This window comes from Mesorhizobium sp. LMG17149 (genome assembly GCF_024518695.1).
Lineage (GTDB): Bacteria > Pseudomonadota > Alphaproteobacteria > Rhizobiales > Rhizobiaceae > Mesorhizobium.
Map to the genome: position 1 here is coordinate 37,282 of NZ_JANIFL010000006.1, position 14,176 is coordinate 51,457.

The 14,176-nt window shown below is 63.6% G+C and carries 13 protein-coding genes; 4 read left to right on the forward strand and 9 right to left on the reverse strand.

What is annotated here, in order from left to right:
• Positions 1 to 82: 82 nt before the first annotated feature.
• Both NP945_RS15025 and NP945_RS15030 read right to left on the reverse strand, forming a co-directional pair.
• Positions 83 to 388 (reverse strand): hypothetical protein, encoded by a 306-nt coding sequence (locus tag NP945_RS15025; RefSeq protein ID WP_256746780.1) that lies wholly within the window; start codon positions 386 to 388, stop codon positions 83 to 85.
• A 165-nt stretch (positions 389 to 553) separates the two neighbouring features.
• A complete protein-coding gene (locus NP945_RS15030) occupies positions 554 to 1,300 on the reverse strand; it encodes a helix-turn-helix transcriptional regulator (RefSeq protein ID WP_127270648.1) in 747 nt (248 codons plus the stop codon).
• A gap of 228 nt (positions 1,301 to 1,528) precedes the next feature.
• Between NP945_RS15030 and NP945_RS15035 the strand changes: the two genes are divergently transcribed.
• Entirely contained in the window at positions 1,529 to 1,831 is a 303-nt protein-coding gene (locus NP945_RS15035; protein ID WP_256746781.1) for a hypothetical protein, read from the forward strand.
• Here the strand turns inward: NP945_RS15035 and NP945_RS15040 are convergent, their stop codons facing one another.
• Positions 1,832 to 2,506, reverse strand: a complete 675-nt coding sequence (locus NP945_RS15040; RefSeq protein ID WP_372337970.1) for a Crp/Fnr family transcriptional regulator — start codon at positions 2,504 to 2,506, stop codon at positions 1,832 to 1,834. It abuts the gene before it with no gap.
• 504 nt (positions 2,507 to 3,010) lie between these two features.
• Here NP945_RS15040 and NP945_RS15045 point away from each other — a divergent pair.
• Complete coding sequence (locus tag NP945_RS15045) at positions 3,011 to 3,226, forward strand: hypothetical protein (RefSeq protein WP_256746783.1); 216 nt, start codon at positions 3,011 to 3,013, stop codon at positions 3,224 to 3,226.
• Positions 3,227 to 3,509: 283 nt separating this feature from the next.
• Here NP945_RS15045 and NP945_RS15050 read toward each other — a convergent pair whose 3' ends face one another.
• From NP945_RS15050 to NP945_RS15065, 4 genes are all read right to left on the reverse strand, one after another.
• Entirely contained in the window at positions 3,510 to 3,626 is a 117-nt protein-coding gene (locus tag NP945_RS15050) for a putative RiPP precursor (protein ID WP_372337971.1), read from the reverse strand.
• 103 nt (positions 3,627 to 3,729) lie between these two features.
• A complete protein-coding gene (locus NP945_RS15055; RefSeq protein WP_256746784.1) occupies positions 3,730 to 4,761 on the reverse strand; it encodes a hydroxyacid dehydrogenase in 1,032 nt (343 codons plus the stop codon).
• A 428-nt stretch (positions 4,762 to 5,189) separates the two neighbouring features.
• The gene (locus tag NP945_RS15060; RefSeq protein WP_256746785.1) at positions 5,190 to 6,380 is read right to left on the reverse strand and encodes an NAD(P)/FAD-dependent oxidoreductase; all 1,191 of its coding nucleotides are present in this window, start codon (positions 6,378 to 6,380) and stop codon (positions 5,190 to 5,192) included.
• A gap of 118 nt (positions 6,381 to 6,498) precedes the next feature.
• Positions 6,499 to 8,010, reverse strand: a complete 1,512-nt coding sequence (locus NP945_RS15065) for a formyl transferase (protein ID WP_256746786.1) — start codon at positions 8,008 to 8,010, stop codon at positions 6,499 to 6,501.
• 248 nt (positions 8,011 to 8,258) lie between these two features.
• Here NP945_RS15065 and NP945_RS15070 point away from each other — a divergent pair, with 248 nt between their 5' ends.
• Positions 8,259 to 10,361, forward strand: coding sequence for an exopolysaccharide transport family protein (locus NP945_RS15070; RefSeq protein ID WP_256746787.1), 2,103 nt, complete (start codon positions 8,259 to 8,261; stop codon positions 10,359 to 10,361).
• A 1-nt stretch (position 10,362) separates the two neighbouring features.
• Positions 10,363 to 11,694 carry a VpsF family polysaccharide biosynthesis protein gene (locus NP945_RS15075; RefSeq protein WP_127272565.1) on the forward strand — a complete coding sequence of 444 codons (1,332 nt, stop codon included), beginning with the start codon at positions 10,363 to 10,365 and terminating at the stop codon, positions 11,692 to 11,694.
• Here the strand turns inward: NP945_RS15075 and NP945_RS15080 are convergent.
• Both NP945_RS15080 and NP945_RS15085 read right to left on the reverse strand, forming a co-directional pair.
• Positions 11,657 to 12,919 carry a glycoside hydrolase family 5 protein gene (locus NP945_RS15080; protein WP_256746788.1) on the reverse strand — a complete coding sequence of 421 codons (1,263 nt, stop codon included), beginning with the start codon at positions 12,917 to 12,919 and terminating at the stop codon, positions 11,657 to 11,659. The genes NP945_RS15075 and NP945_RS15080 overlap by 38 nt on opposite strands.
• Complete coding sequence (locus tag NP945_RS15085) at positions 12,916 to 14,085, reverse strand: DUF1972 domain-containing protein (protein ID WP_256746789.1); 1,170 nt, start codon at positions 14,083 to 14,085, stop codon at positions 12,916 to 12,918. Before NP945_RS15085 ends, NP945_RS15080 begins: the two co-directional genes overlap by 4 nt.
• Positions 14,086 to 14,176: the final 91 nt, after the last annotated feature.

The window sequence follows — 14,176 nt, forward strand, 5'->3', positions numbered from 1 at the left end:
CGTGGCGGGCTTGTCCGTGCGCCCCGCGGCAGACGCAAAACAGCCCCGCGAAGGGGCTGTTTCTCATCGGGCCGCTGGATTGCTACTTGCTGCCGCCGTTCGCTTTCACGCTGCTGCAGAATTCCGGATGGCTGCTGGCCGCAGTGGCGTCCTTCGCCTCATCCTCGCAGGCCTTCATCATCGCGGTCTGGTCGTCCGGCGTAAGGGCCTTCCAGGCCTTCACGAAATCGTCGTCGCTGACCATCGTCTTCCTGCTAGAGTCGGTGTAGAACGGCTGCATCTTGGCCGGATCGTCGAGAGCCGACGTGCCGGTGTCGCTCGCGGCAAGCGCCGTACCGGCAACCATCGAGAGCGTCATCGCGCCGAAACAGATCATCTTGATGTTCATGGCGGTACTCCTCCTGTTGCTTTGGGATCGTCGAAGCAACGATCAGCTGGAAAACGACAGGTTTGGGTGAAAGTTCCGGGGTTTTTTGCGCAAAAATCCCGAAACGAAGAAAAATATAGTCGAAAAACTTGAAACTTTCCCCGATTTTTCCCGTAAGAAGCGAGTTTATCGGGTCTCTCGTGCGAGACTGACCACCAGCCGATCGACGCTGGGGTCGTCGAGACTGACGATATGGGCCATCTGCAGCGCTCGCCTCATGCTGATCCTGGCGACGTCCTGCCGCATGATGACGGATACAAAGGCCGGCCCTGATCCGGTGAGGACGATCGCCCTGCCCACCAGAACCGGTTCGGAGATGGGAGCCCACTGCACGGTCATGATCGAGGGCTCGGTGGTCTGGCGCCGGTTGATGCCGGTGAAATAAATCCAGTTCAGGCGCGAGATCGCCACGCCGTAATGGTTGCCGGGTATTCTCGAGCCACCCCGGCCATCTCCCGACGCCCAGCGCGTCACCCGCCTGAAGGTGACGAGATCGGCTTCGCGCCGCACGAAGGTGACCGAGCGCATCAAAAAGTCGGGTCGGCCGGGCATCGAAAAATAGGTGAAATATGTGCCTCCGGCGATGGCGGGCGACGGCGGCCGCACCATGTTTTCGTACAGGGCCTGGCGCAGCGTTGCGTTGCCGTCGCTCTTGGCTGCCGCGGCGGCCGGCTCACGATACAGCTCATTCTCATCGATCTTGAAATAGTCGCAGATCAGCCTTGCGGTGGCTTTGTTGGGAACCGCCTTGCCTTGCAGATAGCGCTCGAACTGGGTGCGATTGATGCCAAGCTCACGGCACACCGCGCTGACGGAAGCGTGGCGTTGGACCAGCCGCCTGAGATTGGCGGCGAGATTCTCGCGAATTGGCACGACATCTCCCCGACAGACGTACGGACCAGTATTCAAGCGATGGCTTATATACAGTTGCATGCCGTGGCGGCGGCGCGAAGATGGACCTTTGGCCAATAGGCAACGACCCGGTGGCGCGTAGACTGTACGATTCTGACAGTCCGGCTATGCAAGCCGTGTAAATGGGCGTATTTCGATGGCAAGAGCGACCTGAGATCGGCCTCTCGACATCCTGCAATGGAGGGCGGTTTGGATCATACCGGCCTGGTCGAGCTTCTGGACTACACGCAAGCGCAATTGACGAAGATCCGCCAGGCGGTCGCGGCCAGCGATCACGCCGGTGCCATGTTCACCATCGACTGCCTTGTGGGAGCGGCGGCCGAACAGACGAAGTGCAAGCTTGCAAGTCTGGAGCATGCCGGGTTGCCGATAGCCAAGGATGGACCGATCGACGGGGATGGGCCGATTGGCCGGGGCGCATTTAAAGGCGGTGCGGCACCGCCCGGCAAAGCGACATCGGGCAAGCCGGATGCCGGCGGCAACCGCTCCTGATCAGGCCGCGCCGATCTCGCCGATCAGCCTTGTATATTCGGCCTCGGCTTCGCCGTAACTGCCATTGGCGAGTTCCAGCAGTCCGGCGCGGTCGCGAATGACGATCTCGCCCCGACGCGAGCGGATCAACGCGCGGCCTTCGAGCAACTGGAGGGCGACGGTGACGCCTGGCCGCCTGACACCAAGCATGATGGCCAGGAATTCGTGGGTGATGGCGAGATGTTCGCCCGGCACGCGGTCGTCGCACATGAGCAGCCATCGCGCCAGCCGTTCCTCGAGCTTCAACCGCGCGTTGACGAGCGCGGTGCAGCCGGCCTGGGTCTGTAGCGCGTTGACGAAGCGCAGCAGGAACATGCGCAAGGTTGCACTTGCCTCCAATGCTGCCTTGAAAGCGCCGGCTTCAATGCGGATCGCTTCGCCTTCGAGTTGGACGTAACAGGCATGCGGCGCACGGTCGTCGCCCATCACCAGGGAATATCCCGTCATGCCTTCGAAGCCGATGAAGCCCACTTCGGCCTCTTGGCCGCTCGCGGTGCTGGCGACCACCGAACCGATGCCCTGTTCGATGAAGTAGACGGCCTCGATCGGAATATTCGGGGTCACCAGCATCATACGCAGCGGCAAGTCGCAGCGCTGCATGTGCGGCTCGAGCAACGCCAGATCATCCGCAGGCATGCGCCGCAGCAGCTGATTTTGGTATTGATGGTTTTTGGTGAGATCAGACATGGCGTGGCCCAATGCAGGGCAAGAGCCATCCAATCTCCCAGCCGTCCGTGCCCGTAAAAACGTACGGACGATCGCCTATGTATAGGGGCTCTGAACGAAGAAAGATATCAATGCGATATGAAATTCGAAGCACGGCGCCCCCCAACGCCGTTCGCATATGAAAAGATCGGCCTGAATGTTAGTGTCGGAAACGTACCAAGCGCCACTTGGTACAAAACCGACATATTTCATGAGAGCGCCGGATCACGGTGAGGATCGATGAAATCCGCCGGCTAATGACAAAGGCGCCATGTCGCGCCGGGCCCGAGAACCGTTCGAAAAGTGGGGCAGAGCGGCGGGAGAATTGTACGATATTTACTGTGATGAAGGCCGATGTTGACTCTTGCTCAGCCCGATTTCATTTTTTGACCCACAGCGTCAAGGAAGTGGTCGCTGCTCCGAAAGGGGCTTCTTATGTCGAGCCTTCATAAGCGCAATCCTGGTTTCCATCCTTCCCATCTGCAACTGTGCCAGCGCGTCTTCGATCGGGTCTGCCTGGAGCGCAAACTCGATCGCATGTCGGGGGAGTCGGACGTGCAGCTTCTGGCGGCCACGGTGTTTTCGCTGTTCCAGAATGGCTGCCGCAATGAAGGCGAGTTGCTTGAGAGTTTCCGGCGGACGCGCCAATGACCAAAGCCAGGATCACGTCCGCGGCACCGGTAGCCGAAAACGAACCTTACGACGCTGCGATCTTCGCCCGGAAATACGGCATGTCGCGGAAGGCCGCGGAGGTCGTGCTGTCCGCGAACGGACCGTCCAGAACGGCTTGTGACGCTGCCGCCCGCTCTTTTATGGAAGCGGTCGCCCGCAGGGCGAAGAGCAGCCGTGGACACTGAAGCTGCGCCTGGAGCGGCTGCCGTACCGCCCGCCCTGGGTGCGTCCGATGCTAACCTTCATTGGATGCCGCGAGGTGTCAGCCTGCCGGGCCTGTCGGGCCTATTACGCCTGAATTGGCTTGCTGCGCCGTCACGGCGGAGAGTTTCTGCCTTTTGAGCAGCATCGGCTTTTCATAGATCTTCTTCATGTTCATGGCCTCCCTCCGCAAAGTTCGATTGCGGCAGCGTCATCGCCGGCCGCGCCCTTGTCAAGCCGACCTTGTCGAGGGCCGGCCAACCGGGACGAAAACCCACGCCTCAATTCCTGTCGGCCGGCTTGGAACGCATGCGCGAAACCGTCTCGCGCTCGGCGCGCTTGGAGCGCAGCGGCGGCAGGCCGCGGTCGATCAGGTCCATGTCCTCAAGCACCATATCGCCCATGCGCTTGAAGGCGATGTCGAGCGCGCCGGCGCGGTGAGCCGAGCGCAGAAAGCCGGGCAGGGTGCGCACCGGATGGTCCCGCGCCAGCGGTTCTTCGGGGAAAACGTCGCTGGCGGCGACGATGTGGCCGCTCTTCACCGCCGCCATCAGCGCCGGGAAGTCCACCACGCCGGCGCGGCTGAGCAGGATGAAGGCGGCGCCCTTGCGCATGCCGGCAAAGGCCTCGGCACCGAGAAAACCCTGGTTCTCGCTGGTCACCGAGGCAACGACGAAGATGAAGTCGCTGGTCGACAGCACCTCGTCGAGAGAGGCCGGCTCGACGCCATTGTGGATGAGGATCGATGGCGGCAGCCAGGGATCGAAGACTTTGGTGCGGGTGCGGAAGCCCGACAGCAGCCGGTTGAGCGCCCGGCCGAGATCGCCGAAACCGATGATCCCGACATCCGAGCCGGACAGGAGCCGCGCCGTCTGGTTGCCGTCGCCGCCCCACAGTTCCTGTCCCTGGCGGAAGGCGAGGTCGGCATCGACGATGTCGCGGGCGAGGTTGAGCGCCATGGCAAGGCCAAGCTCTGCGACCGGCTCGGCGAACACCAGGCCGGTGGTGACGACATGGATACCGCGCGCGAACAAGGTCTCGTAGGGCATGTTGTTGATGAGGTTGGTCTCGACATTGAAGACGCAGCGCAGCGCCTTCATCCGGTCGAGCATTTCGGGCGATATGGGCGGCTGGCCGATGATGTAGCGCGCCTCGGCCAGCACGTCGGCCGGCAGTTTCGCGACGCCGTCAGCGGTCGTCTCGACAATGCGATAGTGCGCCTTGAGCCGCGCCAGCTGCCGGGCTGTGAAGATCAGCTCGAGCGTGCGTGGTTCCGGGGCACTGATAACCAGCGGCAAGGCGCTGTTGGACATGACTATTCCCTCTGTTCCGATGGCCAAAATACCTTGGATGAAACGATTTACAACATCGCGCGGAGAGCCGAGTAGAGCGGGATTGGCGCTGGGATGAGGTGTCCTGTCGGAGCCGATATGTGCCGGCAATGCAACAGTGAAGAATCGTTTGACTACGATGGCGAGGAGACGACGTAAGAACCAGTAATGACGCAATTGACACGGGGCAGGGAATTGGTTCTGCTGGCGCCGTACCAATTTGGAGGGCACTTTACAGTGAAGAAATACGAGAAACCAACCTTGCAGAAGCGCGACAGGCTTTCGGGCGTCACGGCCCAGACTACCCCATCGGCACCTCCGTCGACGGCAACCTGAGCGGTTGGCGTCTGACGCATTCGCCTTATAAGGCAATCAATATTGGCAATCGATAGGGCGCGACTGGTCGCGCCCTATTGCATATTGGCCATGGGCGCCTGCCGTTTTCCCAGATGCCGGACCTTGCGGCCGATGATCATCAGCCGGCGCGCGGTGTTGTTGCGCAAGCGCCTTGCGCGCCATTCCAGTCCGGTGCCGGCGGTGATCGACTTGGCATAGTAACTCACCCGCATGCCATCCTCATCGGCAGCCACCTTGACCGGGTCGTCATAGAAGGCGTTGATCTTGTCAGCCGCCATGCCTGGTGTTTCGAGCCATCGCGGAATGTGAACCGAATGGAGCTGATCGACGTCGGTCATCACCCGGCCGATGCCGACGCCCGGTGTTGGACACGTGGTACAGAAAGCATCGCCGATGAAGATGACCCCGTCGCGGCGATGGCCTTGCGTGGTGCTCAGGCTGATCTGCCTGACCTCGACAGGACTTGCGACTTCGAAGTTGCCGCATCGCGCCGCTATTTCGGGCATCAGCTCGCAGAGCATCTTTTGCGGTTCCTGGCGAAACGCCCGCGTCCACGGCTCGGCCACTTGCCGGTAGCCGAACATGTTCGCCCGCATCTTGTCGCCGAGGGGAAAGATGCTGATGTAGGCGATACGGTCGGCAGCCCGCCTGCTGTAGCAGGTGACGGACTGATGACCGAAATCACGCGGGGAGATGGCGAGGTCGAATCCCATCGACAGTGAATGCGCCTTCGATTGCTCGATACGCTCGACGCCGACGGCGCGCCGCACCGTCTCGCCGTGGCCGGTTGCCACCACCAGCAGCCGGGCATCGATGACGGCGCCGTCGGCCAGCACAAGCCGCTGCCGGTCCGGTCCAGTCGAGACCTCGGTCACCTTGCCGACCGTCAGCGGTACTTGCGCAGGCAAGGCGTCGCGCAGGCCATTGATCAACGCGCCATAGGAGAATGTGAATTCAGCCTTCTTCTCATGCGCGAAGAACTGGCCGAGGCGGAAGATATGCGTGTCGGTCGTCGAGGTGACGAGGCTCTTGAGTGTCGCATCGAGGCCGAGCTTTTCGAACAGAAGCATCTGATCCATGCCGATCTTCTCGGCCCGGAATTCCTCGTGGTGGACGCGGTGCGGATCAATCAGCGCCACCTTGCGCCCGGCTTGTCCCAACAGCATTGCCAAGGTGGTGCCGGCCATTCCGGCGCCGACGATCGCCACATCGACTTGGGCCGGGCCAGCCTCTGAGATACTCATTTTGCTGCCCTTTCTGGTGGCAACTGCACGTTTCACAATCTCCGGTAGAAAATATCTTCCGGAGCTAAATCAACCGCAAGCAACCGGAGCGCGTGCCTGGTAGTAACCAATGTTTAGGTTAATCGCGGGTCCGCTGCTTCCAGCGCGGTGCGATCGCCGAGCCATCGATGAACTCAAAGCCGCCAGCCTCGTTGAGCGTGTGAAGTTTACGCCCGCTCCATAGCGCACCTGGATTTAAGATGGTTTCAACGACCTGCTCCATGCCGATCAAATCAAGGTGAGAAATGCGTGCGATGCCAAGCGCCGCGCCATAGCTCCTGCGGCAGTCCTGCACCGGGCGCAGCAGGTCGTTGCCGCGCCTGACGATGCGGCCGGCCGGCCGCGCCGAGGCAATGTCGATCAGCACGGGATTTTTGGGATGCGGCGTCCAGGGGCCGCGAAAATTCGGCGCCGACCATAGGTGCAGCGCGTCGGAGAAGGCGCCGCCACCGTCGCGGACGGTGGCGAACAGCCACCAGGCGCCGCCATGCTCGACAAGCGTGGCGTCGCTGGCCACGACACCGGACAGAAGCGTCGCCTCCTTGACCCATCCACCGGGGAAGGCGGTGGCCCGGTAGAGATCGACGGTGCCGTTGGCGCAGCTTTCCGGCACCATCCAGACCTCGCCGTCGCGCTCGAAGACAAAGGGGTAGGAGAGATGGTAGGGCAGCTCCAGCACCGGTTCAGGCCGTCCGAGCGGGCCTGCCGGGCCGAAGGTCACGGCGGAGATGATGGCTTTGCCGAGCCGGTGGATATAGTCCTCGACGAACAGGGTCAGCTGGCCCTGGTAGAGGATGGGAAACGGATCGGCGTAGAAGCGGCTGCCATCGTCCGGCAGCTCTTGCCAACCCGACGCCGGATGGGCACGCAGGTCGAACAGATCGGAGCCCCCGGTTTGCCGCCAGCCGACCTTCCAATGCGGCGCGTTGTAGCAAAGGTGATAGATCTTCTGGACGATCCGCCGCGCCAGCGCCTTGCCGGCTCTGACCCCAAGCTTGCCGGCCGAGGGCATTGGCGGCGGGCTGCCTGCCTGCGCCGGCTCTGGCAGATCGGGAACCGACTTTGCCGCGCCTGACATGGCAGCGACGATCAGGCTTGCTGTGCGCGCCAGCATATCCTGGAAGGACGCCAGCGCGATGCCGCCATATTCTGTGCCCAGACGCCCGGCCGCGATCGCAACGCCGTTCTCCTCGATGCGGGCAAGTGGCGTGCGGCCGGCGAGGATCGAGGCCAGCAAGGCCGCTTCGCCGCTGGCGCCGTCATAGGTGACGCGCCAGACCCGTGTGCTTTCCAGCCTGACATCGCCACAGAGGTCGACGACCAGGTCGGGCGAAGCGGGGGACTGCCGATAGGGCGCGAGCACCGAAAGCGGCACACGCTTGGCCAGCCCATCATGGGCCAGTCCATCATGGGGCAGTCCGTGGATCGCCGTTTCGAGTTGAAACAGGGCCGCGGCGCTGCGCGGAATGCCGCCGCCCGCCGGCCTGACATCGACGGACAGTTCGACGTCGCCGAGCGCGGCAAGGCGCTCCAGCAGCGTGAGATGAAAGGCGCGGACGCAGTCTCCGTCCAGGCGTAGACTTATCTGCATGGTGGAGGCCCGAAAACGCGGTGCCCGGCCTTGCCGGCCAGGCCGGTCCGGTCAAATTGTAACCCCATCTGCATCCGTCTCCGCTCGCCGCGTAGTCAACACCCCGATATGTATATTTTTAAGCAAACCGCGTGCCAAAATTCACGTCACCTCTCAACATAATTAACAATGTTTTAACAGTTGGAGGAATAGCTAGGTTAGCGCCGCAACTGACCTTGCCGGCATATGGAGTATTGTCGGAGGCAGCCATGCAATCATCCCTGCCCATGGTTCCTCAGCAACACTCTCCGGATGCGGCACGCGCGGGATCATACGCAGCTTCGACTGTCGAACTGGGCGACCTGAAGCGCATCCTGGTGCGCCGCCGGTTCTGGATCTTCGGCACTGTCGCACTGCTGACGCTGGTCGCCCTTCTCTACGGTCTTTTCACGCCCGCGCTCTACAGCTCGGCGGCGGAAATCCTCATCGATCCGCAGGACCTGCAGGTGGTCACCAACGACGTCAATCCCAGCCGTATCTCGCCCGATGGCGGCATCACGCAGGTCGAGAGCCAGGTCAGCGTGGTCCAGTCGACAGGCGTGCTGATGCGGGCGATCGCGGCGACAAACCTGACGCAGGATCCGGAATTCAACGGGCAGGGCTTGCTGTCGCGCCTGCTCGGTTCGGCATCGGCCGAAGGCGACAGCTCGGTGCAGACACTCGACGCGCTGCGCCGGCGCCTGGCGGTCAAGCGGGCCGACAAGGTCCTGGTCCTCGACGTCATCGTCACCGCCAAGAGCGCCGACAAGGCCGCCCTCCTGGCCAACGCCATCGCGCAGGCCTACCTGGTCGATCAGGCGAGCGCGCGCGCGAAAATGGCCAGGGACGCCTCCGAGTCGATCACCGCCCGGCTGGACGAGCAGCGCAAACGCGTCCAGCAGGCCGAGAATGCCGTCGAGGCCTATAAGTCCGCCAACAACATGGTGATGGCGGCAGGCAACCTGGTCAGCGACCAGGAACTGACCGAGATCAACACGCAGCTTGCGGCGGCGCAGAGCCGCACCGCGGCGTTGAAGGCGCAGGTCGACCAGATGCGCCGGCAGAGCGGCACGGCGGACGCAACCTCGGAAGCGATGCGCTCGGCGGTGATCTCGAGCCTGCGGGCACAGGAGGCGACGCTGGTCGACCAGGTCTCGCAGCTCGGCACGGAGCTGGGGCCGCGTCATCCTTCGCTGATCGCAGCCCAGCAGCAGCTGCGCGACACGCGCCAGCTGATCGCGCGCGAGCTCGGCCGCATCGCCACCGCCACCGAGACGGACTACGAACGGGCGCTGGCCAACCAGCAGGCGCTGGAAGCCAAGGTCGCCGGCATGAAGAGCAAGTCGCTCGACACCGACCAGGCCTCGGTGCGGCTGCGCGAATTGCAGCGCGATCTCGAGGCGCTGCGTTCCGTCTACTCGAACTATCTCCAGCGCGCCCAGGAGACGCGCGAGCAGATCAATGTCGACAGCACCAATGCGCGCATCATCTCCAATGCCATGCCCGCCTTGAAGAAAAGCTGGCCGCCTTTGCCGCTGCTGTTGCTGGGCGCGATATTCGGCGGCCTCGGGCTCGGCACCGGTCTGGCGCTGATCGCCGAATATTCCTCGCCGACGGTGCTTTCCAGCGCGCAGATGCAGTCGGCCATCGACGCGCCGGTGCTGGGCGTGGTGCCGGCAAATTCAGGCACTGGGTGGCGCTGGTGGCCTTTCGGCGCAAGTTCGGCCGCCGCCTCCAGCCAGAAGACCGACGCCGTTGTCGGCCTTGCGCTGAGGCGCATGTTCAGTTCGGGCCAGCGTCCGGCGGACTGGCCGCTGGTGCCTTCCATCCTGGTGACATCGTCGCCGGGCGAGGGCGCGCAGCGCAGCCGGGTGGCGCGGCTGCTGGCCAATGCCGCGGCGTCCAGGGGCAGCCGGGTGCTGTTCATCGATGCCAATGCCGGCGGCGGCGACCAGAAGGATCCGCAGCCGGGGATCCTCGATGTGCTGCGCGGCGAGTACGCCTTTGAGGCCGTCAGCCATTACGCCGCCGGCAGCAACGTTGCCGTGCTGGGCAGGGGCCGCTCAAAGGCGGTTTTCCAGGAAGCGCATGGCATCTATTTTGCGCAGCAGATGCTGGCCCGGGCCAGCCGGAGCTTCGAACTCGTCGTCATCGACGGCGGCGCGCTGGCCGACAATCTCAATGCCTCGCCGCTGGTCGCCATGGCCGACGAGATCGTACTCGTCGCCACGCTGAACGCCACCCCGATGCGCGACGTCACGACGACCGCGCAGGCGGTTTCCGTCATGGGGCGGTTGCCGACGGCCGCCTTGCTGGTCGACGAGGCCGCCTGATATGGCTGCCAGTTGGAGCGCAAGCGCTTCGAACCATGGTGCTGCCGCACCCCGCGCCGGCACGTCGCTCGATGCGCTGACGCGCTTCGGACTGATCGCGGCGGTAGCGGTGCTGTTCGGCATCTCGGGCGGCATGCTGTGGCTGGTCGGCTACAATTATGATGGCCTGTTCGGCAACCCGGCGACCAAGATCCACCCGTCCACCTATCTCATCGTCCTCTTGTTTGCCTGGCGCTCCTGTGCGTCAGGCAATCCGGTCGGCTATATCGTCCATCTCGCCGACAGGCGGCCGGCCAGCGCGCTGATGGCCGCCATATCGATCGTGCTTTTGTTCGTCGTCATCGCCAGGCAGCGGCCCGGCATGGCTGGCATGATCGATACGTTCGTGGCCGCGGCACTTCTGGTGCTGATGCTCAGCGAGGACGACGAACGGACATTCGCCGGGCTGCAGACCGTCGTTCACGTTGTCATGACGGCGAATGCGCTGCTTGCCCTTTTCGAGTTCGCCACCAAGACGCTTATCTTCCCCTATCGCCTCGACGGCGTGGCGTTTACCACCGATCTGCGCTCGAGCGCGCTGCAGGGACATCCGCTCGCCAATGCCATGGTGACGTCGATCTACGTGCTTGCGCTGCTCTCCGGTGCCAGATCCCTGTCGACGCCTGTGCGGATAGGATTGATCGGCCTGCAATGCGCGGCACTTGTCGCGTTCGGCGGCCGTTCGGCGATGGTGATGACGATTGTGCTGGGCGGTTGCTATCTGCTTTCCAAGGGCATCAGCAAATTGCGCCGGGGACGCGTCAATCTCTTGGGTGCGGCACTCGGCTTCATGCTTGCCGCGCTGCTGCCGGTCGTCATCATCGTGGCGGCATATTATGGCTTTTTCGATGCGCTGCTGGAGCGCTTCGTGTCGGACAGCGGCAGCGCCAATGCCCGCGTCGAGATGTTCGAGCTCTTCAAGCACCTGGAATTACGCGATCTGATCGTGGGGCCGGATGTCGACCTGATTGACAGCCTGCGCCGCATCAACGGTCTCGAACAGGGCATCGAGAACCCGATTATCCGCACCGTCCTCTATCAGGGCGCCTTCTTCACCCTTTTGCTGACGTTCGGCTTCGTGCTGTTCCTGTTCGAGGTGGCGCGCCGCTGCCATCCCGGCATCTGGCTGCCGATGCTGGGCTGGGTCATTCTGATCAACACCTCGGAAAGCGTCGCGTCGAAGACGACGCTGCTGACCAAGTTCGTGGTGCTGGCGCTGGTGCTTTACCGGCCGACGCGGGCAGCGTTCAGGCCCGTCAGTCCGCCGGCATGGTCAGGCCAAGCGCCGCGATGATATCGGGGTCCAGTGCCCGGGTGGTGTCGTCCATCATGCCCATGCCATCGAAGAGATCCCACAGTGCCCAGGCGAAGCCGAGTTCCTCGGCGCTCCGCCTGACATCGGCGATGTAGCGCGCGCGATCCGGATTGGGGGCGGCGACATAGCGGGCGTCGGTGCGCAGCGCGCCGAACTCGCCCATGATGATGCGTTCCGGCGCAAGGCCGTGGCCGTCGGCCCAGTCGCGAACCTGGCGAAGATATTTGTCGACAAACCAGCGGTCGGGCCGGGCGTCGAAATAGACTTTCAGCACACGCTCGGTCTCGGCATAGGCTGCCTGTTTGGCGTCTTCAGGGATTTCGGTGTCCTGCGCCATGCGCGCCCTGACCGATGCCAGCGTCTGTTCCAGCGAGCCGGCGGATGCCGGCCACGGCACATTGTTGAGCGACCGGTAGACGGGCTCGCGCATCCAGGGTGCCCCCTGATGGCTGAACAGATAGGGCTCATAGAAGTGGAAGGTGAACAGGATCGGCTCGAACGGGGACAGCGGTGCCGGATCGAGCGCGGTCAGTCCGCTCACCATCGAGCCGCAGCCGCCGGTGACGACCAGCGGCAGGGTCGCGGCCGATGCTCTTGCCGCCGTCAAAAGTGAAAGCTGGATCTGCGACCAGACGTTCGACGCGCAGGCCTGCGCCGGCTCGTTGACCGGCTCGAGCGCCACCCTGCCGGGCTGGAACCGCGCCAGCCTGCCGGCAAGCTCGCCGACCAGCCCGCGGTAGAGATCGAAGGCGGGTGCGGCGGTGCTGGAGACCATGCGGTCGGGGTTCCAGTAATGGGTGGCTGCATTGGCCTGGATGTTGACGATGATGCCGAGATCGGCGTGGAGGGTGGCCGTGACGGCGGCATCCAGCATGTCCAGCAACCGGCTGCGCGTGGTGGCGTCGGCGGCCAGGAAAGGGCCGGGATCAACAGGCAGACGGATGAAATCGAGCCCGGTCTCGCGCAGCCGACGCAGGTCGTCCGGGGTCGGCACCGGCCGTTGCGACTGGAAGGGCGGCCAGTCATAGTCGGTGCGCGGAGCGGGAAATTCGCGCGTCAGCGAGAACCAGGGCCAGGCGTTGACGCCGCGCCGAAATCGCGGCCCGGCGGCTGCGCGAGCGATTGGTGCGACCGTGAGCGAGCCGAGAGCCGCCGCGGTGGACAGCGCCGTCCGCAGCACCCGCCGGCGCGACCAGCCTGTCATACGGTTCCTGGCGATGCGTGGTCCATCGCGGTGGTCTTGGCGGCGGTCACGCCGAGCAAATGATAGGCCTCATTTTCATAGGCAAGCAGGACATCGTCCCAGCGAAAGGCTTCCTGAGCGCGCGCCCTGGCGGCAACGCCGCAGGCCTTGACCAAGGCGTCATCGTCCAGCGCCTGCTGCATCCGCTTGGCGCAACTGTCCTTGTCGGTGAAGTAGATCGCCGCAGCCCCGGCGGTCCATCTGTTGTAGGGATTGTCGTGGGCGATCACCATGTTGCCGGCCGCCAGCGCCTCGACCAGCGAGGGGTTGGTGCCGCCGACCGTGTGGCCGTGCAGATAGGCGCGGGCGTGGTATCTGAGCGCCTTGACCGTCGCCTGGTCGTAGATGGCGCCCGGCAGGACCACCGAGCCATTCGCCGCCTTGCGGATGGCGGCATGATAGGGGATGTCGTCGGACAGCGTTCCCAGCACCACCAGCTTCATGTCGCGCTTGGCGGAGCAAAAAGCTTCGACGATCGGCAGGATGTTGTTGTCGGGTTCGATGCGCGCGATCGAGACGAGATAGCGCCCGGGCTCGAGGCCGAGCGCCCGGACCGGCGCCTCGGGCGCTGATGTCACCGGATCGGCGCCATAGGCAATGGTGGCGATGGCGCTGCGCGGCCGGCGTGTCGCCAGGTGATCTGCGATGGCGGGATGATCGGCGACCAGCCGATGCGAGGCCCATGCGCCGATCCATTCGTTGAGCCAGAACCAGGTTCGCGCCGCCATTCCCCATTTTGGGCGGCGCCACTCGATGCCGTCCATGTTGGTGAAGATCTTGCGTCGCTTCAGCCTGAGCCAGGTCAGGAAAACCGCGCCATTGTAGCCGAGCACCAGGCAAACGCCCGGTCGCCGGGCGGCGTCGCGGGCGCATTGCCAGTCGAATTCCAGCGTCGCGCGCGGTCCCTTGGAGGCAACCTGGATGTGAATGAGCTCGATGCCGCGCCAGGTTTCGCTGCGCACCCTCTGGTCGATCCGCTCGACTTCATCCTGGCAGTAGACGCCGACCTTCCAACCGCGCCCGACAAGAAACAGCGCCAGTTTTTCGGCAAAGGTTTCAAAGCCGCCATGGGCCGCGGGTATGCCGCGGGTCCCCAGGATCAGAATGGCGGGCGTTTCTGGTTTCATGGCCGGCGGCACTTTCACATATCTCATATATTAGATATTGCTTAATTTATAATGAGCAGATGGCAACTTCCGAGCCACCTCCCGATTTCGG